Consider the following 25,572-nt stretch of genomic DNA (forward strand, 5'->3'; position numbering starts at 1 on the left):
TCAGTTGGCGAAGGCGTCCAGGACCTGCTCGTACTCCTGGCACCACCACGCCAGCTGGCCCGCCGAGGCGGGGTAGAGCGGGTCGGCCCGGTGGTCGGCCCGCTGGTAGCGCCACTGCAGCATCCAGAAGTCGTTCAGCCGCTCCCACCAGACCCGGTGGACGGCGGCGGCCAGGTGCTCGGCGGTGGCGGCGCCGGTGGCCCGGTAGGCCTGGGAGTAGCGGCGGACCCGGACCAGGTCCAGGGTGCCGGTGGTGCGGTCGTTGAACAGCAGGGTGGCGGCCCGGACGGCCTCCTCGGCGCGCGGCTGCGGGCCGAGCTTGTCCCAGTCGAGCACGGCGGCGACCCGCTCGCCGTCGGGGCCCCCGGCGTGGATCAGGTTGAGGCCGTGGAAGTCGCCGTGGGTCCAGCCGGTGGGCGGGGCGGCCAGCGGGTCGGGGCGGCGGTGGGCGTGCTCGGCGAGCAGTTCCAGCCGTTCGTCGAGCCGTTGGACGACGAGCGCGTCCAGGTCGCCGTTGGGGCGGTGCTCACGGGCGCGGTGCCGCAGGTCGCGGGCCAGTTCGGCGCTGTCGAGGGGGTCGGCGCTGCGGTAGCCGTCTGGCTGGTCGAGGGGGGCGCAGACGTCGTCGAGCGCGCCGTGCAGTCGGCCGAGCAGCGCGCCGAGGGCGTCGCACTGCGACGGATCGAGCTCCGTACCGTGCCGGTGTCGGCCATCGGTCCAGGGGAACAGGGCGAACAGGCGGCCGTTCAGGCCGGCCACCGTCCCGCCGCGGTCGGAGCAGCTCAGCGGGGGTGCCACGGGCAGGCCGAGGGCGTGCAGGTCGGTCATGGCGCGGTGGTGGGCGAGGATCTTCGGACGGTTGGCGGTGGCGGCGTCGACGTAGCACTTCAGGAAGTACGCGCCGGCTTCGGTGCCGACCCGGTAACCCCGGTTGAGCAGGCCTTCGGCGACCGGCTCGGCGGTGAGCAGCCGCCCCACCCGGAAGCGGGCCAGGACCTCGGCGAGTGCGCTGCGCGGGACGGGTGGACTGAGGGTCCCTATCGGCGGTGCGGAGAGGTCGGGGCGGGCCGGGGCGCAGGCGAGGGTCTGGCTGAAAGTCACGTGCAGAGGTTATGGCCCCCTGGTGGGGGCCCTTGACAAACCGTCAGGACTGTGCAGCCGTACGGTCAGTACTGGTGGTCGGCCTGGTGCCGCGCCACGTACGCCGCCGCCTGGGTGCGTCGCTCCATGCCCATCTTGGCGAGCAGACTGGAGACGTAGTTCTTCACCGTCTTCTCGGCCAGGTGCAACTCGTTGCCGATCTGACGGTTGGTCATCCCCTCGCCGATCAGATCGAGGATCCGCCGCTCCTGCTTGGTGAGTTGGGCCAGCCGCTCGTCCTCCTTCTCGCCGCCGTCGCGCAGCCGGGCGAGCACCCGGCTGGTGGCGACCGGGTCGAGCAGGGAGCGGCCGGCCGCGACGTCCCGGACGGCGGTGATCAGGTCGGTGCCGCGGATCGCCTTCAGGACGTAGCCGGAGGCGCCCGCCATGATCGAGTCGAACAGCGCCTCGTCGTCCGAGAACGAGGTCAGCATCAGGCACTTGATCTCCGGCAGCCGGGACCGGATCTCGCGGCAGACCTCGACGCCGTTGCCGTCCGGCAGCCGGACGTCGAGCACCGCGACGTCGGGGTGGACCGCGGGGATCCGGGTGAGCGCCTCGGCGGCCGTGCCGGCCTCGCCGACGATCTCGATGTCGTCCTCGACCGACAGCAGATCGTGCACGCCCCGTCGGACGACCTCGTGGTCATCGAGCAGGAACACCCTGATTTGTCCGTTATCAGTCACGCCCAAAGCCTCCCATACCACCGTACAAAAGGCCTATCGTCCTCAGCGTCGTAAAGACGGGATCCAGCCACACCCGACCGAAACCGATACCGAGAACCCCCTTACGTACGGGCGTCCGCCCGGATAACGTGCGCTGGTGTCCTGAAGGCGCTCGAATTGAGAGCTGCGTCACGCCGACCGTCACCCCCACCCTTCCGACGGCGAGCCGGACGTAGCACCCTCGGGGTTGTAGACCCTGAACAAGTAGGACGTCCTAGCGCAAGCGCGCCGAGGGCGGACGCTGGGTAACGTTCTCGTGAGGGACGCCGTCGGAACAGGATCACCACCTGCCACGCAGTAGGTGCGCACACCCACGCGCGCCCCGCGAGGCGGTGACCGGACCGGTCACCGGCGACCCCGGGCGGCCGGACAGACCGAGGAGTGAACGTGACCGTCAAAAGCACGGCGAGGGCTCGCAAGAAGGCGGCCCCCGCTGTCCCTGACACCCTCCGCGCCCCGGGTACGGACGCCCAGCCGGAGCTCATCCAGCTGCTCACGCCGGAAGGCGAGCGGGTCGAGCACCCGGACTACCCCCTCACCATCACCCCGGAGGAGCTGCGCTCCCTCTACCGCGACCTGGTGCTGGTGCGCCGGTTCGACGGAGAGGCGACCTCGCTCCAGCGCCAGGGCGAGCTGGGCCTGTGGGCCTCGCTGCTCGGCCAGGAGGCCGCCCAGGTCGGCTCCGGCCGCGCCATGCGCACCGGCGACTACGCCTTCCCGACCTACCGCGAGCACGGCGTGGCCTGGTGCCGCGACGTCGACCCGCTGAACCTGCTCGGCATGTTCCGCGGCGTGAACCACGGCGGCTGGGACCCGAACGAGAAGAACTTCCACCTCTACACCATCGTGATCGGCTCGCAGACCCTGCACGCCACCGGCTACGCGATGGGCATCACCAAGGACGGCGCCGACGACGCGGTGATCGCGTACTTCGGCGACGGCGCGTCCAGCCAGGGCGACGTCAACGAGGCCTTCACCTTCGCCTCGGTCTACAACTCCCCGGTGGTGTTCTTCTGCCAGAACAACCAGTGGGCGATCTCCGAGCCCACCACCACCCAGACCAAGATCCCGCTGTACCGCCGCGCCTCCGGCTTCGGCTTCCCTGGCGTCCGGGTCGACGGCAACGACGTGCTGGCCTGCCTCGCGGTCACCCGCTGGGCGCTCGACCACGCCCGCAGCGGCAACGGCCCGGTGCTGATCGAGGCCTTCACCTACCGGATGGGCGCGCACACCACCTCCGACGACCCCACCCGCTACCGGGCCACCGAGGAGACCGAGGCCTGGAAGGCCAAGGACCCGATCCTGCGGCTGCGCACCCTCCTGGAGAAGGAGGGCCTGGCGGACGACGAGTTCTTCGCCGCCGTCGACGCCGAGAGCGAGCAGCTGGGGCTGCGGGTGCGCGAGGGCGTGCGCAGCATGCCGGACCCGGACCCGACGCTGATCTTCGACCACGTGTACAGCGAGCCGCACGCGCTGGTCGATCAGGAACGGGCCGAATACGTCGAGTACGCGGCCTCCTTCGAGGCGGGGGAGAACCACTGATGGCCGGTCAGCTGAGCATCGCCAAGGCGCTCAACGACGCGCTGCGCAAGTCGCTGGAGAACGACCCGAAGACCGTCCTGATGGGCGAGGACATCGGCAAGCTCGGCGGCGTCTTCCGGATCACCGACGGCCTGCAGAAGGACTTCGGCGAGGACCGGGTGATCGACACCCCGCTGGCCGAGTCCGGCATCGTGGGCACCGCGATCGGCCTCGCGCTGCGCGGCTACCGCCCCGTGGTGGAGATCCAGTTCGACGGTTTCGTCTACCCGGCCTTCGACCAGATCGTCTCCCAGCTGGCGAAGATGCACGCCCGCGCGCTCGGGCACGTCAAGATGCCGGTCACCATCCGCATCCCCTACGCGGGTGGCATCGGCGCGGTCGAGCACCACAGCGAGTCGCACGAGGCGTACTTCGCGCACACCGCCGGTCTGCGGGTGGTCACCCCGTCCAACGCGCACGACGCGCACTGGATGCTGCGGCAGGCCATCGAGTCGGACGACCCGGTCATCTTCCTGGAGCCCAAGCGGCGTTACTGGGACAAGGGCGAGGTCGGCGCCGCCGCCGACCTGGGGATGCACGACGCCCGGATCGTCCGCCCCGGCGCCGACGCGACGCTGATCGCGTACGGCCCGATGGTCAAGGTCTGCCTGGAGGCCGCCGCGGCCGCCGAGGAGGACGGCCGCCGGCTGGAGGTCGTCGACCTGCGCTCGCTCTCCCCGGTCGACTTCACCACCCTGGAGGAGTCGGTCAAGCGCACCGGGCGGGCCGTCGTGGTGCACGAGGCCCCGGTCTTCCTGGGCATGGGCGCCGAGCTGGCCGCCCGGCTCACCGAGCGGTGCTTCTACCACCTGGAGGCACCGGTCCTGCGGGTCGGCGGCTACTACGCGCCGTACCCGCCGTCCCGCGTCGAGGAGGCCTTCCTCCCCGACCTGGACCGCGTGCTCGACGCCGTCGACCGCGCGCTCGCGTACTGATACCGGGGAGCGTAGATGACCACCGAAGTTCGCTCGCTCCGCGAGTTCAAGATGCCCGATGTGGGCGAGGGCCTCACCGAGGCCGAGATCCTCAGCTGGTACGTCAAGCCCGGTGACACCGTCACCGACGGGCAGGTCGTCTGCGAGGTGGAGACCGCCAAGGCGGCGGTGGAGCTGCCGATCCCGTTCAACGGGGTCGTCGAGCAGCTCTTCTTCCCCGAGGGCGCGACGGTCGACGTCGGCACCGTGATCATCTCGGTGGCGGTCGCCGGGGAGGCGGGGGCCGCTCCGGCCGCCGCGCCCGTGCCCGCGCCCGCCGTCGCCGCCGTGGCTGTGGCCGCGGCACCGGCCGCCGAGGCCGAGCCGGAGCGGCGGGAGGTGCTGGTCGGGTACGGCCCGCGCACCGGCACCGCCCAGCGTCGGGCCCGGCGGACGACCACGGCCACGGCGAAGGCCGCGGCCCCGGTCGCTCCTGTTGTGCCCGTCGTGCCCGTCGCGCCGGTCGAACTGCCCGCCGGTGAGCGGCCGTTGGCGAAGCCGCCGGTGCGCAAGCTGGCCAAGGACCTGGGCATCGACCTGCGGTCCGTCACCCCGACCGGCGCGGGCGGGGTGATCACCCGCGAGGACCTGCACGCCCACGCCGCGGCCCAGGCCGCTCCGGCCGCCGTGCCGGTCGTGGCCGAGGCCGTCGAGGTCGTTGAGGCCGTGGCGGCCGTGGCCGCTCCGGTGTCGGTGTCCGGTGCGGGCGACGTCCGGGTGCCGATCAAGGGCGTCCGCAAGGCGACCGCGCAGGCGATGGTGGCCTCGGCCTTCACCGCCCCGCACGTCACCGAGTTCGTCCAGGTCGACGTGACCCGCACGATGAAGTTCGTCCGCAAGCTCAAGGAGAGCGGCGAACTGGGCCGGGACGTCCGGGTCAGCCCGCTGCTGCTGGTCGCCAAGGCGCTGCTGGTGGCGATCAAGCGGCACCCGGAGATCAACGCCCAGTGGGACGAGGCGGCCCAGGAGATCGTGGTCAAGGGCCAGGTGAACCTCGGCATCGCCGCAGCCACCCCGCGCGGCCTGATCGTCCCGAACATCAAGGACGCCGGGTCCAAGACCCTTTCGGGCCTGGCCACTTCGCTCGGCGAGCTGGTCGAGACCGCCCGCCAGGGCAAGACCTCGCCGGCCGACATGCAGGGCGGCACGGTCACCATCACCAACGTCGGCGTCTTCGGCGTCGACACCGGCACCCCGATCCTCAACCCGGGCGAGGCGGCCATCCTCGCCTTCGGCGCGGTCCGGGAGCTGCCGTGGGTGCACAAGGGCAAGGTGGTCCCGCGCCAGGTGACCACGCTCGCGCTCTCCTTCGACCACCGGCTGGTGGACGGGGAGTTGGGCTCCAGGCTGCTGGCCGACGTGGCCGGGCTGCTGGAGTTCCCGAAGCGCCTGATCACCTGGGGCTGACGGTCCGTCGTCCGTAGCGAAGGGGCCCTGCTCCGCACCATGTGCGGGGCAGGGCCCCTTCGTCGTGCCCGTCCGTCGACTACCGCTGGCGGCGGAGGCGGCGGACGGCGAGCAGGACGCCGCCCCCGAGCGCGAGCAGGACGGCGGAGGAGGTGGCGAGGAAGGTGTTGGTCTCGGCGGCGCCGGTGTGGGCGAGCTCGGGGGTGCCTTCGGGGGCGGTGGTGGCCGGGGCGGGGGTAGGGGTGGCCCCGGTGACGGTGGCGGTGGTGTCGGCGGCGGGCTTGGCCGGGGCGGCCTTGGTCGGCGCGGGCTTGGCGGCCGGGGCCTGCTGCCCGGCGGCGGGCGCGGCCTTGGGGTGGGTGACCTTCATGCTGTGGAGGTCCCAGGACTCCAGCGTGGACTTGTCGTTGGTGGCGTTGGTCACCAGGTTCAGCGCGGTCAGGTCCTTGGAGACGGTGGGGGCGAGGGAGATCCGGAACCAGTAGTCGGTGTTCCGGTTGTTGGCCAGCCGCCGCGCCAGCGAGTCGGTCTCGGCGTCGATCCCGATGCAGCCCGCGTCGAGCTTCAGCGGCTTCCAGGCGCCGTTCTGCTGCTTGACCTCGATCCGCACGTCCTTGGTGTGCAGCGGGGTGCCGGGGCCGGCGGCGGCGAGGCCCAGCGCCGGGGCGGTCCGGGCCACGTCGGCGCCGGTGGAGTTCTCCACCGACAGGCCGAACTCGGTCCAGCTGCCGTCGGTGGCGACGCTCTTGTCGTGGCCGAAGGACAGGAAGTCCGAGTACGGCACGGTTGGCTTGGTGGCCGTGTGGGTGCCGTCGTACCGCCGGTCGCCGCAGGCCCAGCCGGGGTCGGCGGCGATGAACTGGACGCCGCCCGCGAGGACGGTGGTGGCGGCGAGGACGGCGATGCGGCGGCGGCCGGAGAAGTCGCGGTCATTCTTCGTAAATCGGTTGATAACGGACGTGCGCATGACGTGACTCCCCAGGGTCATGGACCGACGGTGTGATGGGTGAAGACGACCGGCCCCGCTCCTCGCGAGCGGAAGCGCCCCCGGCTCTGCCGGTCTTGCCCCCCCGTGCCTTCACCCTGAAAGACGTGCATCCCCGCCGGGGGTTGCAGGTGGGGTGAGAACTTTTTTCGGGACTTCGGAAGACCGGCTTCGGGATACTGCCGGAATGACGGATGAACTGACGATCAGCCCGGAAGCGGCGTCGAGCGAGGGCGGGGAACCCCGCTCGCTGCGGCGAGACGTGTCGGCGCCCGCGCTGCTGGCGGGCCTGGTCTGCGTCGCGGTGTCGTTCTCCGGGCCGCTGGTGGTGGTGCTCGCGGCCGCCGCCGCCGGGCGGCTGGACCCGGCGCACACCACGTCCTGGATCTGGGCGGTGGCGATCGGCAGCGGGGTGAGCGGCTTCGCGCTCAGCTGGTGGACCAGGACCCCGGTGATCACCGCCTGGTCCACCCCGGGGGCGGCGCTGCTGGTGACCAGCCTCGGCCACTACCCGTACCGGGAGGCGATCGGGGCGTTCCTGGTGAGCGCGGCGGTGGTGGCGCTGTTCGGGGTGACCGGCTGGTTCGGCCGGCTGATCGCGGCGGTGCCGGTGGGGATCGTGAACGCGATGCTCGCGGGCATCCTGTTCTCCTTCGGCGCCGGGATCTTCGGGGCGGTGCACGGCGCCCCGGTGCTGGTGGTGGGCAGCTTCGCGGCCTTCCTGCTGGCCAAGCGCCTCGTGCCCCGGTACGCCGTGCTGATCGCCCTGGTGGTCGGCGGGGTGCTGGCGGCGCTGACCGTCGGGCTGCCGCTGCACCTGGGCTCGGGCGGGCCGACCGTGCCGGTGCTGACCGCCCCGGCGTTCTCCTGGTCGGCCCTGGTGGGGCTGGCGCTGCCGCTCGGCATCGTCACCCTGGCCTCGCAGAACGCGCCCGGGCTCGGGGTGATGCGGGCCTTCGGCTACCGGGCGGACGACCGGCTGCTGATCGGTTCGACCGGCGTGATGTCGATGCTGGTGGCGCCGTTCGGCTCGCCCGGGGTGAACCTGGCGGCGATCACCGCGGCGATCTGCTCCGGCCCGGAGGCCCACCCGGACCCGCGCCGCCGGTACGTCGCGGGGATGTCCTCGGGCGTGCTGTACGTGGTGGTCGGCAGCTTCGGCGGGGTGCTGGTGAGCCTGTTCACCGGGCTGCCGAAGGAGCTGATCGCGGTGATCGCCGGGGTCGCGCTGCTGGCCTCGCTGCAGGGCAGCCTGGCGGCGGCGGTCGCCGAGGAGCGCGGGCGGGACGCGGCGGTGGTGACCTTCCTGGCGAGCGCCTCCGGGATGAGCCTGTTCGGCATCGGCTCGGCCTTCTGGGGGCTGCTCTTCGGGCTCGGCACGCACCTGGTGCTGGAGCTGGGGAGGCGGCACCGGTGAGCTCCGGAGAGCCCTGGGTGGAGTCGATGAGATTGGTTGGTATGACTGGCAAGACGGGAATCGTTCGGCCAGGTCGGTGACATTTGCGGCGGCCGGTGGGGGCGACACGCCGGTCCGGGTACGTCTCCGCTCCACCACCCGGGCGACACCGGGTGACCGGAGCCCCGAGGACGCACCCGTATGCCTGCTGGCAACCCTGGCCGTCTCGTCCGGAGTCTGGCCGCCCTCGTACTGGTGTCCACCGCCGTACTCCCGGCCGCCCTGGAACTCGTCGGCCCCTCACCGTTCGGCGTGATCGGGACCGGCGCCCCCGTCGACCGGGCGGTGCCCCCGCACACCGCGCTCCGCGCCGACCAGCGGATACCCGCGGCCGCCCCGACCTTCGACATACGCCGCACCGGGGACCCGTCCAACCGGATCACCCTCGTCCTGCTCGGCGACGGCTACACCGCGGACGAGCAGGAGGCCTTCCGGCAGCAGGCCGACAAGGCCTGGCACGCACTGATGGACATCGAGCCGTTCCGCACCTACCAGGGGTTCTTCAACATACGGCGGGTCGAGGTGGTCTCCCCGTCCTCCGGGATAGCCGAGACCGAGAGCCGCGGCCGCCACCCCGCCACCCCGCTGGGCATGCACTTCTGGTGCGAGGGCACCGCCCGGCTGCTCTGCGCCGACGAGGGCGCCACCGCCCGCTACGCCGGGGACAGCGCCGGGCCGCAGTACCTGATAGCGCTGGCCAACTCGGTCGAGTACGGCGGCGCCGGGGGCACCGGGGTGACCACCCTGGCCGGGGGCAGTCCGGACGCCGGGCGGATCATCCAGCACGAGATCGGCCACACCGTGGGGGACCTCGGCGACGAGTACGACAGCGCCCCGGACGACGCCGACTACCCGAACCTCTCCACCCTCAACGCCGAGGACATGCTCAAGAAGCAGACCAAGTGGTGGCGCTGGCTGGGCGCCGTCTCCCCGGACGGCGCCGGCACCGTCGGGGCGTACCGCAGCGCCAACGGCCTGTACCGGCCCACCCCCGACTCGGTGATGCGCACCCTCGGCAGTGCCTACAACCTGCCCTCCCGCGAGGCGATCGTCGAGGAGCTGTACCGCAAGGTCCGGCCGACCGACGCCCCGTCGCCGCCGCCCGGCGAGGTCGCCGGGCGCCCCCGGCTGGACGTCCGGCCGCTGCCGCTGACCGGCACCCGGCAGCTGACCGTCGATTGGAAGGTGGACGGCGCCCCGGCGGCCCCGCCGGCCGTGGACGGCGGCCGGCTGGACACCGCGCAGCTGGACCTCGCCCCGGGCCGGACGGCGACCGTGACGGCGACCGTCCGGGACACCACGGACTGGGTGCGGGACGAGGCCTTCCGGGACCGCTACATGACCCGGTCGGTCTCCTGGACGGTCACCGGCTGAGGGTTCGCGAGCTCACACCGCGGGGACCTGGGCGTCCAATCATGGGATGACTAGTCTGGACGGACTATGACCGTGGAGCCCGCCCGTTCAGCCGCGTCCCTGTCCGTCCCCGCTCCTCGTCCCACCGTCGAGCCGCCGGCGGCCGGGGCCCCCGTGCCGCCCGGCGGGCGCGCGGCCTGGCTGGCCTGGTCCGTCGGCGTCAGCGTCTACGTGCTGGCCGTCATCCACCGCACCAGCCTCGGGGTGGCCGGCCTGGACGCCGCCGAGCGCTTCGGCATCGGCGCCTCGGCGCTGTCCACCTTCTCGATCCTCCAGGTGCTGGTCTACGCGGCTATGCAGGTCCCGGTCGGCCTGCTGGTCGACCGCTTCGGACCGCGCCGGGTGCTGCTGCTCGGCGTGCTGCTGCTGAGCACCGGCCAGCTGGCCTTCGCCTTCAGCTCCTCCTTCGCCCCGGCACTGGCCTCCCGGGCGGTGCTCGGCTGCGGCGACGCGATGACCTTCATCAGCGTGCTGCGGATCGCCGCCCGGTGGTTCCCGGCGGCGAAGAACCCGTTCGTCGCCCAGCTGACCGGCCTGGCCGGGATGGGCGGCAACCTGGTCACCACCGTGGTGCTCGCCCAGGCCCTGCACAGCGAGGGCTGGACGCCCACCTTCACCGCCATCGCGCTGCTCGGCGTGGCGGTGTTCGCCCTGGTCGCGCTCTTCCTCAAGGACGCACCGGCGGTGGTACGACCGGTCGACCCGCCGGCCGCCCGCCCGAAGGTCCGACGCCAGGTCCAGGACTGCTGGCGGGAGCCCGGCACCCGACTGGGCCTGTGGATCCACTTCACCACCCAGTTCCCCGGCAACGCCTTCGGGCTGCTCTGGGGCATGCCCTACCTGATCGAGGCCCAGGGGATGACCCGCGCCGGGGCCGGCGGGCTGCTGACCCTGCTGGTGCTCTCCAACATGACCTTCGGGTTCCTCTTCGGCCGGCTGCTCTCCCGCTCCGCCCGGGCCCGGATGCCGATCGTGCTCACCGTCATCACCACCACCGGGCTCGGCTGGGCCCTGGTGCTCGCCTGGCCCGGCGGGCACCCGCCGATGTGGCTCCTGATCGGGATCATCCTGGTCATGGGCAGCAACGGCCCGGCCTCCCTGGTCGGCCTGGACTACGCCCGCACCCGCAACCCGGCCGAACGGCTCGGCACCGCCTCCGGGATCGTCAACATGGGCGGCTTCATCGGCACGATGATCACCCTGTTCGGCATCGGCGTCCTGCTCGACGCCCTCTCCCCGCCCGGCTCCGGCACCTACTCCGCCGACGCCTTCCGCTGGGCGTTCTGCTGGCAGTACGCGCCGCTGGCGCTCGGGACGGCGATGATCCTGCGACTCCGGCGGAGGGTCGCGGCGGCGGATGCGTAGGGTTTCTGACCTGCGGAAACGCGATTACCCTAACTTCAAGTTAGGGTAATCGCGTTTCCGCAGGCGGAGGTGGGTCAGCCGCCGTACTCGCGCATCAGTTCGGCGATCTGTGGCGCGGTTCCGTAGATCCGGGCGCCGTGCATTTCCACGATCAGGCTTCCTTGCCTCGGCACTCGGTCGGGTTGGGGTTTCGCCGCTTTCCGCAGGCGGATCAGGTCCACCAGCTTCAGCTTCGGGCACCCGGGGACGATCCGGCTGCCCCGGATGCCGACCCGCTCCCCGCCCGGGCAGGCGAAGTACGCGCCGAACGGCGGCCCGCTGTCCTCCTCCTTGGTCGGGAGATGGAGGACCATCTCCCCGTGCCGGCAGTGGACCGTCCCGTCGGAGTGGACGGTCAGGCCGGGCCAGTCCTCGTGGTCGATCTCCGCGACGATCCTCACCTGCTGTCCGATCGCCTCGGCCAGGGTCTCCGCCATCCGCCGCTGCTGGGTGGGGACGTCGGTGTCCCCTCGGCGGACGGAGGGGAGCAGTTCTTCGGTGACCCACGTCCGGAACGGCTGGGCGGACTTCTTGTCCGACCGCAGGAGGAGGCTGTACAGTCCCGCCTCGCTCACCACGCCGAGCAATGGATTTCGCTGCCGGTAGGGTTTCTGAGCTGCGGAAACGTCGTAACCCTCCATCGGATGGAGGGTTACCGACCGCAGATCGACGGTGCGGTGCTGATGGGGTTCCAAGCCGTAAACGGCGGTGGTCGGATTCTTTCGGCCCACGATCCGGCACACGTCCGCCGTGACGAACCACGGCTCCCCGTCGATCATCACGACGCGGATCGGCTGCCCCGTGACGGGGAAGCTCGACCGCACCAGCACCATCTGTTCCTGCTGTTCCTGTTCGTCGTCCATCTGGACGCCCCTCCTTCTTCCGGGTGGTGGCAGGACTGCCCGGAACAACGAGGCCAAACAGGTGAGGTGGCTGGTGCTGGGTTGACGCATGGATGCACGAGTGGTGCCGACCCGGCGTGCGGTGGTGCGTGTACGCCGGGTGGTGCGCGCGGGGTGTCAGATGGTGACGGAGAAGTTGGCGAGCACCCGCTCGGCCAGTTCCTTGTCGCCCTCGACGCTCACCGGGCCGGGCCGGCCGCGGCCGCAGGCGAGCCGGACGTAGGTCTCCCAGTCCATGGTGAGCTGGACGTCGGGGGCCAGGCTGATGGACTCGTCCACGCTGCCGCGCCCGGCGGAGTCCACCCGGACGGTGCGCAGGAACTCCACCGGGCCGGTCACGTCCAGCACCAGGGCCGTCCCGGCCGGGGCGCCGGCGGTGTGGGCGACGGCCTTGGGCAGCCGCTCCAGCAGGACGTCCCGGGCGATCAGCGCGCCGGGGGCGTCCAGGTTGCCGGGGGTCTCCAGGGCCCGGCGCAGGTCCTGTTCGTGCACCCAGACGTCGAAGGCCCGCATCCGCAGCAGCTCGTGGTACGGCACCTCCGCGGCCAGCGGACCGGCCGGCCAGCGGACCGGCTCCCCGGGCGTCTGCTTGGCGTTCCGCAGCGCGCGGGAGCGGCGGATGATCGTGTACTCCAGCTCGCTGGTCATCTCCAGGGCGGTGTGGCAGCGGCGCTTGTCGACCGGCAGCTCGATGTAGCGGGCGAACTCGGTGGTGACGTGGCGAAGGTCACGTGGCAGCGAGTGGATCGGGCGCGGGTCGCCGAGCAGTTCGGACTCCACCGCGATCACGTGCGAGACGACGTCCCGGACCGACCAGCCGGGGCACTCGGTGGCCCGGTTCCAGGAGCCTTCGGGGAGGGGGGCGACCAGCTCCGATATGGACTCGATGCTCTGGGTCCACGCCTCCGTGTAAGCCTGCACGGTCTGGTTGTCCGTCACGGGAATCTCCGGCCCTCCGTCAGCTTTCCTACGCTCCGCGCCCGGCCGTCGCGGTCGGCCGGGATGGTCCGGCTTCCGGGCGCACACGCTAACCGCACGTTACGCTGCCGGGAGACAGCTGGGCAGCGCTTTCGGGTGACGATCGTAGGTCTCTTGCCGTGGACGGTGGTACTGTGCGCGCTTCATTGATCCAACTCGCGGTCTCCGACGCCGAGCCGCCCGCCGAACGGCGGGCCCGGGCCGCGTCGCTGGTACGGGCTCAGCAGGGCGCCGACCTGGTGGTCCTGCCGGAGTTGTGGCCGCTCGGCGGCTTCGCCCACGACCTCTGGTCGGGGGGTGCCGAGACGCTCGACGGGCCCACCTCGGACGCGATGGCGGCCGCGGCCCGGGCCGCCGGGGTCTGGTTGCACGCCGGTTCGATCGTCGAACGCGACCCGGACGGTCCGATCTACAACACCTCGATGGTGTTCGCCCCGGACGGCGAGCTGGTGCACACCTACCGCAAGATCCACCGCTTCGGCTTCGACAGCGGCGAGGCGGTGGTGATGGGCGCCGGGCAGGAGATCGTGACCGCGCCCACCGAGTTCGGCACCCTGGGTCTGGCCACCTGCTACGACCTGCGGTTCCCGGAGCTGTTCCGGGCGCTGCTGGACGCCGGGGCCCAGCTGCTGGTGGTCCCGGCGGCCTGGCCGGCGAAGCGGCGCGAGCACTGGACGCTGCTGGCCCGGGCCCGGGCGCTGGAGGAGCAGGCCTTCGTGCTGGCCTGCAACACCGCCGGGACGCACGCCGGGGTCGAGCAGGCCGGGTACAGCGTCGTGGTGGACCCGTGGGGCCGGGTGCTGGCCGAGGCGGGGGCGGCCGAGGAGGTGCTGACCGTCGAGTTCGATCCGGCCGAGGTGGGCCGGGCGCGGGAGGAGTTCCCGGTGCTGCGGGACCGCCTGCTCGGCATCCCGGCGCCGGTCCAGCGGTAGCCACGGACGGTGGCCCGGGCGGTGGCGCGGGCCCGGGCACGGGCGGGGACACGGGTTTCCGGAGGGTTGGTTCGTACCTGTTCCGGGCCGGTTTGAGAAGATGAGCACTCGTCGTGTTCCCCGCCGCCGGTCGGCCGGTCCGTCGCGGGTCGGTACGGTGGCCCGCCCCAGGAGGTCGCGCGCATGTCCGGCACCGGCGCCGGCGACACCCCCCGCCCCGTCATCCACCGCAACAGCCTGCGCGAGCAGATCGCCGGCGCGCTCCGCGAGGAGATGATGGCCGGCCGGCTGGAGGCAGGCCGCAACTTCACCGTGAAGGAGATCGCCGAGCTGTACGGCGTCTCCGCGACCCCGGCCCGCGAGGCGCTGGTCGACCTCGGCGCCCAGGGGCTGCTGCGGACCGAGCACCACCGTGGCTTCACGGTGCCGGAGCTGGGCTGGGAGGACTTCCTGGAGATCTTCGAGGCCAGGGTGCTGCTCACCGACAGCTTCTACCGCCAGTTCGCGACCCGTCGGGCGCTGCCCGACCTCACCCGGCTGCCCTCGCTGAGCCGCCGGGCCGACGCGGCGGTGCGGGCCGCCCGGGCCGGGAACCTGGACGTGATGGTGGGCTGCGACCGCCGGTTCTGGCAGGAGGTTTCCGCCCTGCTCGGCAACCGCCGGATCGCGGAGTACCTGGACTGGCTGCGGGTGCAGTCCTGGATGTTCGCCGCGCGCCACCTGCGGGCGATGCCCACCCTCGGCGGGGTCTGCTGGGACCGCCACCCGGACCTGGTCGACGCGATCGGGGCCCGCGACCTGCACGGCGCGCACCGGATCATCTGCGAGTACAACCTGTTCACCGTCCGGCTGCTGGCCGGGCTGGCCGGTCGCCCGCTGGAGTCGGTGGCGGTGCTCGGGCTGCTCACCGAGGTCGCGGACGGCGAGCCGCTGCCCGTTCCGGTCGAGCCGCCCGCGGCGCAGCCGTCGGACCGGTGGTCCCGTCCGTTCCCCGCGGCGCAGCCGCCGTTCGGGACCGCACCGCAGACCGCACCGCAGACCGCGCCGCAGACCGCGACGGAGACCCAGCCGCTGCCCGCGCCGCAGACCGAGCCGGAGGCCGGGGCGGCCCGCCCCGGGCCGGGGCGGCGGGGCGACGAGGTCGGTCGGGAGCTGGGCCGTGAGCTGGGACTCGGCCTCGGGCTGGTGCCGCAGCCGCGCTGGGTGCCGCACACCAGGTTCGGCCGACGGCTGCCCGAGTCGCCCCCCGAGGCTCCGCAGGGGCGGCCCGATCCGCATCCGGCCCCGGGCCGGTAGGGTGGGCGGGCGTCGGACCGGCCGCCCCACGGGCCGTCCGGGTACCGACCCCGCCCCCCGTCGTCGCCCCGCCCCGCGGGCGATCCCGCCGTCCGGAGAGGAACTGCCGGCCATGGCCTGCGACCTCTGGCTCGTCCCGCTGGTGGACGTGCTGAGCCACAGCCCCGACAACCCCTTCCGGGACGACCTCGCGCTCTACAACGCGGTACTGACCTCGCGCGGCCTGCCCGAGGTGCCGGTCTACCAGTTCGTCCCCGGGCTGAGCGGAGCGGTCGAGCCGATAGCCGCCTTCGACTACGACTCGCTGCACTTCCTGCGCCGCGCCTACCTGTTGGGCCTCACCGGTCTGGACATCACCCCGGTCGACGCGCTCGGCAGCGACTACGAGCAGCTGCTGGAGATGTTCGAGAGCAGCGCCGAACAGTCCCACCTGGTCTGGCACTTCGACCACGCCGGGGCGTACGTGCCGGTCGAGTTCCAGGCCCCGCTGGTGGACGAGACGCTGCTCGCGGCCGGCGGCCCGCTCGGCTCCAGCCACGGGCTGCTGCGCGAACTGCAGGCCGTGGCACCGGCCCTGGGCATCGACCCGCTCAACCCGCCGCACCCGACCCGACCGCTCGGCCCGACCGGCCTGGAGCAGCCGTTCGGGCCGCCGATCGACGACCTGCACCCCTTCGCCCGGGAGCGGCACGCCTGGTCGGGGCTGTACGCGGCGGCGACCCGGAGCCTCAGCCAGGGCTCGATGGTCGTCTTCGCGTAGCGACCCCGACGCCTGACGCCCCCGCCGAGGACTGCCGCAGCGGGGCCTACCGCAGCGGGCCCTCCGGCGGTCGCTGGCGCGGCATGGTGGGCCGCGTCCCCGGCGGCGGCAACACCCGCACCTGGGCGCCCACCCCGGGCTCGGTGCGGCCGCCCCAGGTCCCCGCGGACTGGGTGGGCAGCTGGGTCATCGAGGCGCGGAACTCCAGCATCCACTCCGAGGTCTCGGTGCGGACCATGTCCGAGACGTCCTCGCAGAACCGGCGCAGCACGCCCAGGCAGCGCTCGGCGGCCTCGCCCGCGGTGCCCTCGGTCGGGCCGAGCACCTCGCGCACGCACTCCGAGGCCCAGTCGAACTGGAAGGCCTCCAGCCGGCGTTGCAGCGCCTGCGCGGTGGAGACGTCCCGCATCCAGCCGGAGGTGAGGCCGAAGACCCGGTCGGTGCCGTAGCAGGCGGCGGAGAGGGCGAGGCCCACGTAGCCCCAGCTGGTGCCGTGGGCGACCGCCCCGGCGAGGTCCAGCAGCGGGGCGGTCAGCCCGCCCACCGCGAAGGCCGCCGACCCGAAGCGCAGCAGGCGCGCCCAGCGGCGCTTCCAGATCCGGTCCCGGCGGTACCACTCGATCGCCTCGACCGCCCGCTCCTCGGACCAGCGGTAGAGCTCCTCCAGCCGCTCCGCGGGCTCGCCCCAGTCCCCGAGCGGGAACTGGCGGGCGCTCAGATCGGTCCGGTGCCGGGTGGGGGCCCGCCGGGCCACGGCTGCGGCGGGCTGGTCCTCCTCGCCGATCTCCTTGCCCCAGGCACTCTCCTCGGGCTGCATTTCCGGCTGGCTCACCTGTGGGGCTCCCTGTGGCGGGCGGGCGGCATGGTCTGTCGGCGCATCGGCTGACGTGACGTCTGCCGGTCGTTGTCCAACAGCACTTCTTACCGCCAAATGGCTGACCGCGGGGCGCTTCCCCGGTGATCGTTACCGGTTTCGGCCACCGGAACACGAGGTGGGAGGGTTGCGGGGGTCGCGGGATTTCACCCGTCCGAGCGAGGGTCCGGTGACCCGCCGTCCTGACCCGTGCACCCGGCGCGCATCCGGCCCGTCCGGACTTGGAGGATCCTCCTACGTAATCGGTGTACGGACCGCTCTTCCTGGAGGATCGGACGGGACCGGAGAGCGGCCGGAACAGGCCACCGACTACGCTGCCTGCGTGAAGGTCCTCGTCATCGGCGGCGGCGCCCGCGAACACGCCCTGTGCCGCTCCCTGTCCCAAGATCCCTCCGTGACCGAGTTGCACTGTGCCCCGGGCAACGCCGGGATCGCCCAGGTGGCGACGGTCCACCCGGTCGACCAGCTGGACGGCGCCCGGGTCGCCGAACTGGCCGCGACCCTCGGCGCCGACCTCGTGGTGGTCGGCCCCGAGGCCCCGCTGGTGGCCGGCGTCGGCGACGCCGTGCGCGCGGCCGGCATCCCGGTCTTCGGTCCCTCCGGCGCGGCCGCGCAGCTGGAGGGCTCCAAGGCCTTCGCCAAGGACGTGATGGCCGGCGCGGGCGTGCCCACCGCCCGCTCCTACGTCTGCACCACCGCAGAGGAGGCCGCCGAGGCGCTGGACGCCTTCGGCGCCCCCTACGTGGTCAAGGACGACGGCCTGGCGGCCGGCAAGGGCGTCGTGGTCACCTCCGACCGCGCGGAAGCGCTGGCGCACGCCGCCTCCTGCGAGCGCGTGGTCATCGAGGAGTACCTCGACGGCCCCGAGGTCTCGCTGTTCGCCATCACCGACGGCACCACCGTGCTGCCGCTGCAGCCCGCGCAGGACTTCAAGCGCGCGCTGGACGGCGACGAGGGCCCCAACACCGGCGGCATGGGCGCCTACTCGCCGCTGCCCTGGGCGCCCGCCGGGCTGGTCCAGGAGGTGCTGGACACCGTCCTGCAGCCGACCGTGGACGAGCTGCGCCGCCGCGGCACCGAGTTCTCCGGCCTGCTCTACGCGGGCCTGGCGCTCACCTCGCGCGGCACCCGGGTGATCGAGTTCAACGCCCGCTTCGGCGACCCGGAGACCCAGGTCGTGCTGGCCCGGCTGCGCACCCCGCTGGCCGGCGTCCTGTTCGCCTCCGCCACCGGCACCCTGGACCAGCTGGAGCCGCTGCGCTGGGACGAGGGGGCGGCCGTCACCGTGGTCGTCGCCTCCGAGGGCTACCCGGCCGCGCCGCGCACCGGCGACCCGATCGAGGGCCTCGCCGAGGCCGAGGCGGACGGCACCGCGTACGTGTTGCACGCCGGGACGAAGGCGGACCAGGACGGCCGGGTGCTCAGCGCCGGCGGCCGCGTCCTGTCGGTCACCGCGACCGGCACCGACCTGGCCGAGGCGCGCGACCGCGCGTACGCGGCCCTGGACCGGATCTCCCTCAAGGGCGGCCAGCACCGCACCGACATCGCGCTCAAGGCGGCCACCGCCTGACGGCACCGCGATCCCGGCGGCCCCCGTGCGAACCCTTCGCACGGGGGCCGCGGCAGTTGGGGGCTGCGGCGGTGTGCCCGCGAGCGAGCCGAAGGGGCGCGCCGGTGCCGAAAGGGAGAAGCGACCAGCGAGGCACGAGCGCCGGAGCGCCGACCGTCGGCGCCGGGTCAGGAGCGCCCCGGAGGCGAGCGAGCCCTGAAGAGGCAGAACAACCCGCAGGGCGCAGCGACCCGGGCGTTTCCCGGGCCGGAGCGGTTCGGGGGCCCGACGCACCGTTCGGCGGGCGGATTCCAGCCCATCGGGTGACAGCGCCCGCATCCGGCTGACGTAACCGTGCGCCCGGCCTTATGGTGCGCTGGATCGCCGTCCGACGGTGCCGTGCGCCGGGGTCGCCGCCGGGTAGTGGCGCGCCCGCGGGGGGATGCTGGACGGCGATCGGCCGGACGGTCGCCCGGTGCTTCGCACCGGACCGGTCGCGGGCGGCCGGGCGGCGTCATCGGACGACCTGGCGGCGTCACCGGGACGAGTGGAAACCGGGGAGATCCGGAACGCCCGCCCGGACCGGGGCGTCGAAAATGTCAGTAGCGCCACACAGCATGCACTGCCGGGGATCGGACGCCTCCGCTTCCCGGTCGGAACTGATCGTTTCGAGTCGGCTCAGGGCCCGTACCGGGTGCCCGAGGGCTCCGAAGGGGGTGCCGCACCGTATGGCCGTCGACACCGCGCGCGCTCACGCCCAAGCGGTCCTGCGGATCCGGGGCCTCGCCCTGGCCGCGGCCGTCCTGCCCGCCGCCGTGGCGGTGGTCCTGCTCGCGGGCCGGTTCACCGGCCGGATCGGGGCCGCCGGCTCCTCCGACGCCGCCGGCTGGGACGCCGCCCGCTGGGTGGTCTGCTCGGTCGCCGCGCTGACCCTGCTGGTGGCCGGGCTGACCGCCCGGGCGCTGCGCCGGGCCGTGCCGCCGCAGATCCCGGCCGTGCCGGTCGAGCGGGCGAGCGCCCCCGAGCTGTACCGCCTGATCGACGAACTGGCCGATCGGCTGGACGTCCCGGCGCCGTCCGCGGTGGCCCTCACCCCGGACTGCGACAGCTGGCTGGAGGACGTCGCGCCGCCGCGCCGCCCCCGCCCGCTGCGCCCGAACCCCGAGCCCCCCGCGCCGGTCCTGGTGATCGGCTCGCCCTTCCTGTGGTGGATGCGGGCCGGCGAACTGCGCGCCCTGCTCGCCCCCGTGGTGGCCGGCACCGCCGCCTCCGCCGACCCGGAGATCGCCGCCGCCCGCCGCTTCCTGCGCAGCCTGGACGCCTGTCTGGACTCCGGTGCGGGCGCGGCCCCCGGCCTCGGCGGCGGCACCCTGGCGGCCCCGCCCGCCCCGCCCCGTCGCGGCCCGGCCCGGCTCGCCGACCGGATCGCCCGGCGGATCACCCGCCGACTGCTGGGCGCCTGCCGGGGCCACTCCGCCGAGCTGGAGCGGTCCGTCGCGAGCTGGGCCTCCGAGCAGGCCAGGACGGTCGACTACGGCCTGCGGATCGCCGCCCAGGAGCAGGTCGGCCTGGCCTACGCCGGCTGGGACCGGCTGCTCACCCGGGTCGCGCTGCCCGCCTGGCGGCTCGGCCGCCACCCCGCGCACCTGAACGCCGGCGTGGTCGCCGCGCTCACCGAGCTGTCCCGCCGCGACCGGCTGGCCGACGGCTACGGCACCCGGCTCGGCGACCGCCCCGCCTGCGACCTGCTGGAGGAGCCCGGCACGGTGGACCGGGCGGTCTCCCGGCTCGCCGCCGAGCTGTTCTTCGGCCGCCCGGCGGCCGGTGCCTGGCACGAGCTGGAGTGGGCCGACTACCCGGCCGAGGTGGTGGACGCCGGCTGGCGGGCCCGGGCCGCCGCCCTCCAGGCCGCCCTGGACCGGCTCGCCCCGCAGTCCCGCCCGGGCGCCGCGACCCTCACCCGGCTGCTGGCCCGGCTCGCCGAGGGCGACGGCGAGCAGCTGGCCGCCGCCCTGGCCGCCCAGCTCGCCCGCACCACCACCCCGGCCCCGCTGCTGGAGCCCGACCGCACCGGCCGCGACCTGCTGGTGGACCACGTCACCGCGATGGTCTGCTGCGCCGCCGTGGACACCGCGGGCGGCGCCCCCGGCCTGGACTGGCTGGACGGCCCGGTGCTGCTGCTCGGCGGGGTGCGCCGCACGGACCTGGCCGGACCGGTCGCCCAGGCGGTGGAGCAGGGCCAGGACGGCCCGCTGCGCGCCTGGCTGGACGCCGCCGAGGTCCGTCTGGAGAAGCCCGTCCGCCTCTGAGGCCCCTTGAGGATCCTGCGGCCCCGGGAGGCGCTCGGCGCCCCGGCACGCGCCCCCGGGGGCCCCGGCCGCCGGCCGTCTCCGCAGGCCGGGGGCCCTGTCCCGGCGGGGCCCGAGATTGCCGACACCAATTGCTACCGTGGGGTGACGGAGCGCCAGCACTGTGTGGTGTATTAGACCGCACGCACATCCGGGGGGCACGTGCCAACCGGGCCTCGGGAGCCGAAGGGCGCGCCGGTGTCGAAAGCGACGAGCGACGAGCGAGGGCAGCGAGCGCCGGAGCGAGGAACGTCGACACCGGGTCAGGAGCGCCCGGAGGCGAGCGAGGGATTCACGGAAGTGCACCTGGGAGGGGCGCGTGGGGACCGAACTCAACCGCCGCTGGGAGTCGGGCACGCACGCGTACAGCGTCTCCGACCCCTTCGGCCAGGGCCCGCTGCCCTGGCTGCGCAGCCCCGACCAGTACCTGGCCGGGGCCGAGGGCGCCGTGCCCTGGTATGTCTCGGTGGACGCGCCCGGCCAGCAGCCGCTGTCGGCGGGCGTGCGGCCCAAGCCGCCGGTCGGCACCCCGCAGAGCTCCAACGACGTGGACCAGCAGATCAAGGGCTTCGCCTCGGCCGGGGTGATCCGCCCCGGCGGTTCGGTGGACTTCCGGGTCACCGTCAACCCGCCGCGCGAGTTCACCGTGGACGTCTACCGGATCGGCCACTACGGCGGTGACGGCGCGCGCCACATGACGTCCAGTCCGCTGATCGCCGGTCTGGCCCAGCCCGCCCCGCTGGTGGTCGAGCGGACGGTCTCCTGCCACCACTGGTGGCACTCCTGGCGGTTGCAGGTCCCGCTGCACTGGCAGCCCGGCGCGTACGTCGCCGTGCTGACCACCGCGGACATGGCGCACCGCAGCCACATCCCGTTCACCGTAAGGGACTTCGCCGATCAGGGGCGGACCGCCGAACTGCTCCTGGTGGTCCCGGACGTGACCTGGCAGGCGTACAACCTGTTCCCCGAGGACGGCCGTACGGGCGCCAGCCTCTACCACGCCTGGGACGACCGGGGCGGCCTGGTCGGCGAGCCCGAGGCGGCCGTCACGGTCTCGTTCGACCGCCCGCACGCCACCGCCGGGTTGCCGCTGCACGTCGGCCACGCGTACGACTTCATCCGCTGGGCCGAGCGCTACGGCTACGACCTCTCCTACGCCACCGCGACCGACCTGCACGCCGGGCTGGTGGACCCGGGCGAGCACCGCGCGCTGGTCTTCCCCGGCCACGACGAGTACTGGTCCGAGCCGATGCGCCGGACCGCCGAGCGGGCCCGGGACGGCGGCACCTCGCTGGTCTTCCTGTCCGCCAACACCATGTACTGGCGGGTCGAGCTGACCGCCGCCGCCTCCGGCGAACCCAACCGGCTGCTCAACTGCCGCAAGCGGCAGAAGGTCGGCCCGGGCAGTCCGGCCGCCGGGGTCCCCGGTGCGGCCAGCGCGCTGTGGCGGGACGCCGGCGAGCCCGAGCAGCACCTGCTGGGCGTGCAGTACTCGGGCCGGGTCGCCGCGCCCGTCCCGCTGGTCGCCCGGCACACCGCGCACTGGCTCTGGGACGGCACCGGGCTGCAGGAGGGGGACGAGCTGCCCGGCCTGGTGGCGGGGGAGGCCGACCGGTACTACCCGAAGGTCGCGCTGCCCGAGCACACCGAGCGGGTGCTGCTGGCCCACTCGCCGTACCGGGACCTGGCCGGCCGCACCCGCTACCAGGAGACCTCGCTGTACCGGGCGCCCAGCGGCGCGTACGTCTTCGCGGCCGGGACCTTCGCCTGGTCGCCCGCCCTCGGCCGCCCCGGACTCACCGACGAACGGGTCCAGCGGGCCACCGCCAACCTGCTGGACCGGCTCTGCAAGAACTGACGTCCAGCGGTCGTGAAAGACTGCGGGGGCAGTGACCTCCCCTTTCGCGGTGCCCCACGCCCGTGAACGACCCCTGAGGACTGAACACCTTGAGCGGATTTGTCACCAAGCCCGAGCCGGTGCTGGTACCCGGCCTGGTCCACCTGCACACCGGCAAGGTGCGCGACCTGTACCGCACCGGGTCCGGCGAGCTGGTGATGGTGGCCAGCGACCGGATGTCCGCCCACGACTGGGTGCTGCCGAACGAGATCCCGGACAAGGGCCGGGTGCTCACCCAGCTCTCGCTGTGGTGGTTCGAGCGGATCGCCGACATCGTCCCCAACCACGTGATCTCCACCGAGGTCCCGGCCGGCGCCCCCGCCGACTGGAAGGGCCGCACGCTGATCTGCAAGAGCCTGGACATGATCCCGGTCGAGGCGGTCGCCCGCGGCTACCTGGCCGGCTCCGGCCTGACCGAGTACCGGGAGAGCCGCACGGTCTGCGGCATCGCCCTGCCGGAGGGCCTGGAGAACAGCTCCGAGCTGCCCGCCCCGATCTACACCCCGGCCCTCAAGGCCGAGGTCGGCGAGCACGACGAGAACGTCCCCTACGAGGAGACCGCCCGCCGGATCGGCGCCGAGCTGGCCAACCAGGTGCGCCGCACCACCCTGGACGTCTACGCCCGGGCCCGCGACATCGCCCGCGACCGCGGCATCATCCTGGCCGACACCAAGTTCGAGTTCGGCCTGCTGGACGGCGAACTGATCATCGGCGACGAGGTGCTCACCCCGGACTCCTCCCGCTACTGGCCGGCCGACGAGTACGAGCCGGGCCGCTCGCAGGCGTCCTTCGACAAGCAGCTGATCCGCGACTGGCTGGTCTCCCCGGCCTCCGGCTGGGACCGCTACAGCGAGCAGCCGCCGCCGGCGCTGCCGGCCGAGGTGGTCGAGCAGACCCGGGCCAAGTACATCGAGGTGTACGAGCGGCTGACCGGCACCAGCTGGGTCTGAGCCGCGGCGGTGACGCCCGCGAGTGCTTGGGCCTGTCCGGCCCTAGATCCACCCGTGCTCGCGGGCGATCCGCACCGCCGCGTGCCGGTTCTCCGCGCCCAGCTTGGTGGCCGCCGAGGACAGGTAGTTGCGCACGGTGCCCTGGGACAGCCCGGCCCGCTCGGCGATCTCCGCGATCGGGGTGCCGTCCGCGGCCAGCTCCAGGGCGTCCGTCTCGCGCGGGGTCAGCGGGGTCTCGCCGGCGCTGATCGCGTCCGCCGCCAGCTCCGGGTCCACGTACCGGCCGCCGGAGAGCACGGTGCGGATGATGCCGGCCAGGTCGGCCGCCGAGACGGTCTTCGGCAGGAAGCCGCGCACCCCGACCTCCAGGGCCCGCTTGAGGTAGCCGGGACGCCCGTGGCCGGTGACGATCATGCAGCGGCAGTCCGGCAGCAGCCGGCGCAGCTCGGCGGCCACCTCGATGCCGTCCTTGCCGGGCATCTGGAGGTCCAGCACGGCGACGTCCGGCCGGTGCGCCTGGGCCATCGCCAGCGCCTCCGGGCCGGAGCCGGCCTGGGCGACCACCTCGATGTCGTCCTCCAGCGAGAGCAGCGCGGCCAGCGCGCCGCGGATCAGGTGCTCGTCGTCGGCGAGCAGGACGCGCACGGGCGCGGTGTCCTCGGTCATCGGGCGGTCTCCCTCAGGTCGGCAGCGGGACGGTGGCGAGCATCCGGAAGGTACCGGGTACGGCGGTCGGGACGGTCAGTTCGCCCTCGTGGGCGGCCAACCGCTCGCGCAGGCCGCGCAGCCCGGTGCCGCCGCCCGGGGAGGGCAACGGCTCGGCGGGCACCCCGTCGTTCTCCAGCTCCAGCACCGCCCGGCCGTCCTCCTGCCGCAGCCGGATCAGGCAGCGGGCGGCCTCGCTGTGCCGCAGCACGTTGGTGGTGGCCTCGCGGATCACCCAGCCGAGCACCGACTGCACCGGCAGCGGCAGCCCGTCGGCGTTCTCGCCGAGGTCGATCTCGCAGGCGACGTCGGCGGAGCGCAGCACCGCCCGGGCGCCGATCGCCTCGGCGCGCAGGTCGGCGGTGCGGTAGCCGCGGATGACGTCCCGGACCTCCCGCTGCGACTCCTGGGCGATCCGCTGCACCTCGGACATCTGCTCGGCGGCCTCCGGGCGCCCGCGCCGGGCGAGTTGGACGGCGAGCTCGCTCTTCAGCGCGATGGTGGTGAGGTTGCGGCCCATCACGTCGTGCAGGTCGCGGGAGAAGCGCAGCCGCTCCTCGGCGACGGCCAGCCGGGACTGGGCCTCGCGGGCGGTGTCCAGCTCCCAGACGACGGCGGTCACCCACGCGGCGCTGCGGCAGCTGCCGATCAGGACGAGGGTGCCGATGACGGCTCCCACCACCCATCCCGTGGTGGTGGGGAGGCCGATGCCGGCCAGCAGCATCGGGGGAGCGACCGCGAGCGGCGCGGCGACCGCGCCGACGAAGGCCCAGCGCGCCGGCAGGCCCACCCCGGCCGGTCCGGCGGCCCCGCCCACCAGGGCGGCGGCGATCACCATGGTGAACGGTGGGCCGGAATGGGGTGGCAGTCCGTCGGAGGACGGTCCGAGCAGCATCAGGGCCCAGGAGCCCCCGACCGCGAGGACGGCGCTGACGGTCAGCCAACGGCGGTGGGTGCTGGGTCGCCCCAGGTAGTGGTCGAGGGAGGTGCGGTAGGCCCGGAGGGTGACCAGGACCGAGGCGAGGGACAGCACCAGGGCGACCCGGGCGACGGAGGCCGAGCCCGTGATCCGTACCGAGGAGGCGCTGGCCAGCAGGTTCACCGGCAGCCCGATCAACGCGACCAGGTAGAGCGACCAGCGGAAGTACAGCTCGGCGCGTTGCGGCTTGCCGTAGCCCTTCCAGCGGCGGATCGGCCCCCGGACCATCGCAGTTCCCCCGTCTGAGTCACGATCGTGTCGCTGCCTTCATATCAGAGGCGGGCCGGGGGTGGATCCTTCGGTTTCCCGTTCGCCCT

General features: G+C 73.5%; 21 protein-coding genes. 13 read left to right on the forward strand and 8 right to left on the reverse strand.

Annotated features, from left to right (window positions below):
- Nucleotides 1-1,101, reverse strand: coding sequence for a phosphotransferase enzyme family protein (locus ACFVXG_RS10470; protein WP_387926189.1), 1,101 nt, complete (start codon nucleotides 1,099-1,101; stop codon nucleotides 1-3).
- 65 nt (nucleotides 1,102-1,166) lie between these two features.
- The gene (locus ACFVXG_RS10475) at nucleotides 1,167-1,826 is read right to left on the reverse strand and encodes a response regulator transcription factor (RefSeq protein ID WP_350506572.1); all 660 of its coding nucleotides are present in this window, start codon (nucleotides 1,824-1,826) and stop codon (nucleotides 1,167-1,169) included.
- Nucleotides 1,827-2,252: 426 nt separating this feature from the next.
- Here ACFVXG_RS10475 and pdhA point away from each other — a divergent pair, with 426 nt between their 5' ends.
- The 3 genes from pdhA to ACFVXG_RS10490 are packed head-to-tail and all read left to right on the forward strand — an operon-like array spanning nucleotide 2,253 to nucleotide 5,827.
- Nucleotides 2,253-3,407, forward strand: coding sequence for a pyruvate dehydrogenase (acetyl-transferring) E1 component subunit alpha (gene pdhA / locus ACFVXG_RS10480; RefSeq protein ID WP_387926191.1), 1,155 nt, complete (start codon nucleotides 2,253-2,255; stop codon nucleotides 3,405-3,407).
- Nucleotides 3,407-4,381, forward strand: coding sequence for an alpha-ketoacid dehydrogenase subunit beta (locus ACFVXG_RS10485; RefSeq protein ID WP_387926193.1), 975 nt, complete (start codon nucleotides 3,407-3,409; stop codon nucleotides 4,379-4,381). Before pdhA ends, ACFVXG_RS10485 begins: the two co-directional genes overlap by 1 nt.
- A gap of 15 nt (nucleotides 4,382-4,396) precedes the next feature.
- Nucleotides 4,397-5,827: a dihydrolipoamide acetyltransferase family protein gene (locus ACFVXG_RS10490; RefSeq protein ID WP_387926194.1), complete on the forward strand. Its 1,431-nt coding sequence runs from the start codon at nucleotides 4,397-4,399 to the stop codon at nucleotides 5,825-5,827.
- Nucleotides 5,828-5,906: 79 nt separating this feature from the next.
- Here the strand turns inward: ACFVXG_RS10490 and ACFVXG_RS10495 are convergent, their stop codons facing one another.
- Nucleotides 5,907-6,794 (reverse strand): hypothetical protein, encoded by an 888-nt coding sequence (locus ACFVXG_RS10495; RefSeq protein ID WP_387926195.1) that lies wholly within the window; start codon nucleotides 6,792-6,794, stop codon nucleotides 5,907-5,909.
- A 205-nt stretch (nucleotides 6,795-6,999) separates the two neighbouring features.
- Here ACFVXG_RS10495 and ACFVXG_RS10500 point away from each other — a divergent pair, with 205 nt between their 5' ends.
- The 3 genes from ACFVXG_RS10500 to ACFVXG_RS10510 all read left to right on the forward strand — a co-directional run bounded on the left by ACFVXG_RS10500 (nucleotide 7,000) and on the right by ACFVXG_RS10510 (nucleotide 11,046).
- Nucleotides 7,000-8,229, forward strand: coding sequence for a benzoate/H(+) symporter BenE family transporter (locus ACFVXG_RS10500; RefSeq protein ID WP_387926197.1), 1,230 nt, complete (start codon nucleotides 7,000-7,002; stop codon nucleotides 8,227-8,229).
- 180 nt (nucleotides 8,230-8,409) lie between these two features.
- Nucleotides 8,410-9,642 carry a M64 family metallopeptidase gene (locus tag ACFVXG_RS10505; RefSeq protein WP_387926199.1) on the forward strand — a complete coding sequence of 411 codons (1,233 nt, stop codon included), beginning with the start codon at nucleotides 8,410-8,412 and terminating at the stop codon, nucleotides 9,640-9,642.
- Between the two features lie 66 nt (nucleotides 9,643-9,708).
- Nucleotides 9,709-11,046 carry a nitrate/nitrite transporter gene (locus ACFVXG_RS10510; protein WP_387926201.1) on the forward strand — a complete coding sequence of 446 codons (1,338 nt, stop codon included), beginning with the start codon at nucleotides 9,709-9,711 and terminating at the stop codon, nucleotides 11,044-11,046.
- A gap of 74 nt (nucleotides 11,047-11,120) precedes the next feature.
- Here the strand turns inward: ACFVXG_RS10510 and ACFVXG_RS10515 are convergent, their stop codons facing one another.
- A complete protein-coding gene (locus ACFVXG_RS10515; RefSeq protein ID WP_387926203.1) occupies nucleotides 11,121-11,948 on the reverse strand; it encodes a Bro-N domain-containing protein in 828 nt (275 codons plus the stop codon).
- Nucleotides 11,949-12,104: 156 nt separating this feature from the next.
- Nucleotides 12,105-12,926 carry a maleylpyruvate isomerase family mycothiol-dependent enzyme gene (locus ACFVXG_RS10520; RefSeq protein ID WP_387926205.1) on the reverse strand — a complete coding sequence of 274 codons (822 nt, stop codon included), beginning with the start codon at nucleotides 12,924-12,926 and terminating at the stop codon, nucleotides 12,105-12,107.
- 173 nt (nucleotides 12,927-13,099) lie between these two features.
- Between ACFVXG_RS10520 and ACFVXG_RS10525 the strand changes: the two genes are divergently transcribed.
- From ACFVXG_RS10525 to ACFVXG_RS10535, 3 genes are all read left to right on the forward strand, one after another.
- The gene (locus tag ACFVXG_RS10525; RefSeq protein ID WP_387926206.1) at nucleotides 13,100-13,897 is read left to right on the forward strand and encodes a carbon-nitrogen family hydrolase; all 798 of its coding nucleotides are present in this window, start codon (nucleotides 13,100-13,102) and stop codon (nucleotides 13,895-13,897) included.
- 183 nt (nucleotides 13,898-14,080) lie between these two features.
- Nucleotides 14,081-15,193, forward strand: a complete 1,113-nt coding sequence (locus ACFVXG_RS10530) for a GntR family transcriptional regulator (protein WP_387926208.1) — start codon at nucleotides 14,081-14,083, stop codon at nucleotides 15,191-15,193.
- Between the two features lie 112 nt (nucleotides 15,194-15,305).
- The gene (locus tag ACFVXG_RS10535) at nucleotides 15,306-15,953 is read left to right on the forward strand and encodes a hypothetical protein (RefSeq protein ID WP_387926210.1); all 648 of its coding nucleotides are present in this window, start codon (nucleotides 15,306-15,308) and stop codon (nucleotides 15,951-15,953) included.
- A gap of 46 nt (nucleotides 15,954-15,999) precedes the next feature.
- Here the strand turns inward: ACFVXG_RS10535 and ACFVXG_RS10540 are convergent, their stop codons facing one another.
- On the reverse strand, nucleotides 16,000-16,785 hold the full coding sequence (locus ACFVXG_RS10540; protein WP_387926212.1) for an SLATT domain-containing protein: 786 nt from the start codon (nucleotides 16,783-16,785) through the stop codon (nucleotides 16,000-16,002).
- A gap of 364 nt (nucleotides 16,786-17,149) precedes the next feature.
- On the opposite strand from ACFVXG_RS10540, the gene purD reads away from it, so the two are divergent.
- The 4 genes from purD (at nucleotide 17,150) to ACFVXG_RS10560 (ending at nucleotide 23,571) form a co-directional block, all read left to right on the forward strand.
- The gene (gene purD / locus ACFVXG_RS10545) at nucleotides 17,150-18,397 is read left to right on the forward strand and encodes a phosphoribosylamine--glycine ligase (RefSeq protein WP_387926214.1); all 1,248 of its coding nucleotides are present in this window, start codon (nucleotides 17,150-17,152) and stop codon (nucleotides 18,395-18,397) included.
- A gap of 707 nt (nucleotides 18,398-19,104) precedes the next feature.
- Nucleotides 19,105-20,685, forward strand: coding sequence for a hypothetical protein (locus ACFVXG_RS10550; RefSeq protein WP_387926216.1), 1,581 nt, complete (start codon nucleotides 19,105-19,107; stop codon nucleotides 20,683-20,685).
- A 358-nt stretch (nucleotides 20,686-21,043) separates the two neighbouring features.
- On the forward strand, nucleotides 21,044-22,582 hold the full coding sequence (locus ACFVXG_RS10555; protein ID WP_387926218.1) for a N,N-dimethylformamidase beta subunit family domain-containing protein: 1,539 nt from the start codon (nucleotides 21,044-21,046) through the stop codon (nucleotides 22,580-22,582).
- 89 nt (nucleotides 22,583-22,671) lie between these two features.
- On the forward strand, nucleotides 22,672-23,571 hold the full coding sequence (locus ACFVXG_RS10560) for a phosphoribosylaminoimidazolesuccinocarboxamide synthase (RefSeq protein WP_387926220.1): 900 nt from the start codon (nucleotides 22,672-22,674) through the stop codon (nucleotides 23,569-23,571).
- A gap of 42 nt (nucleotides 23,572-23,613) precedes the next feature.
- Here the strand turns inward: ACFVXG_RS10560 and ACFVXG_RS10565 are convergent, their stop codons facing one another.
- Together ACFVXG_RS10565 and ACFVXG_RS10570 are read right to left on the reverse strand one after the other, a co-directional pair.
- A complete protein-coding gene (locus tag ACFVXG_RS10565) occupies nucleotides 23,614-24,237 on the reverse strand; it encodes a response regulator (protein ID WP_387926221.1) in 624 nt (207 codons plus the stop codon).
- 13 nt (nucleotides 24,238-24,250) lie between these two features.
- Nucleotides 24,251-25,483: a sensor histidine kinase gene (locus ACFVXG_RS10570; protein ID WP_387926223.1), complete on the reverse strand. Its 1,233-nt coding sequence runs from the start codon at nucleotides 25,481-25,483 to the stop codon at nucleotides 24,251-24,253.
- Between the last annotated feature and the right edge of the window lie 89 nt (nucleotides 25,484-25,572).

The sequence above is a fragment of the Kitasatospora sp. NPDC058162 genome (assembly GCF_042884005.1).
Lineage (GTDB): Bacteria > Actinomycetota > Actinomycetes > Streptomycetales > Streptomycetaceae > Kitasatospora.

Excerpts from the sequence above, each read along its gene's own strand:
- ACFVXG_RS10485 (WP_387926193.1), top strand. The coding sequence starts at position 3,407 with ATGGCCGGTCAGCTGAGCATCGCCAAGGCGCTCAACGACGCGCTGCGC.
- ACFVXG_RS10490 (WP_387926194.1), top strand. The coding sequence starts at position 4,397 with ATGACCACCGAAGTTCGCTCGCTCCGCGAGTTCAAGATGCCCGATGTG.
- ACFVXG_RS10495 (WP_387926195.1), bottom strand. The coding sequence starts at position 6,794 with ATGCGCACGTCCGTTATCAACCGATTTACGAAGAATGACCGCGACTTC.
- ACFVXG_RS10500 (WP_387926197.1), top strand. The coding sequence starts at position 7,000 with ATGACGGATGAACTGACGATCAGCCCGGAAGCGGCGTCGAGCGAGGGC.
- ACFVXG_RS10505 (WP_387926199.1), top strand. The coding sequence starts at position 8,410 with ATGCCTGCTGGCAACCCTGGCCGTCTCGTCCGGAGTCTGGCCGCCCTC.
- ACFVXG_RS10510 (WP_387926201.1), top strand. The coding sequence starts at position 9,709 with ATGACCGTGGAGCCCGCCCGTTCAGCCGCGTCCCTGTCCGTCCCCGCT.
- ACFVXG_RS10515 (WP_387926203.1), bottom strand. The coding sequence starts at position 11,948 with ATGGACGACGAACAGGAACAGCAGGAACAGATGGTGCTGGTGCGGTCG.
- ACFVXG_RS10530 (WP_387926208.1), top strand. The coding sequence starts at position 14,081 with ATGTCCGGCACCGGCGCCGGCGACACCCCCCGCCCCGTCATCCACCGC.
- ACFVXG_RS10535 (WP_387926210.1), top strand. The coding sequence starts at position 15,306 with ATGGCCTGCGACCTCTGGCTCGTCCCGCTGGTGGACGTGCTGAGCCAC.
- ACFVXG_RS10550 (WP_387926216.1), top strand. The coding sequence starts at position 19,105 with ATGGCCGTCGACACCGCGCGCGCTCACGCCCAAGCGGTCCTGCGGATC.
- ACFVXG_RS10565 (WP_387926221.1), bottom strand. The coding sequence starts at position 24,237 with ATGACCGAGGACACCGCGCCCGTGCGCGTCCTGCTCGCCGACGACGAG.
- ACFVXG_RS10570 (WP_387926223.1), bottom strand. The coding sequence starts at position 25,483 with ATGGTCCGGGGGCCGATCCGCCGCTGGAAGGGCTACGGCAAGCCGCAA.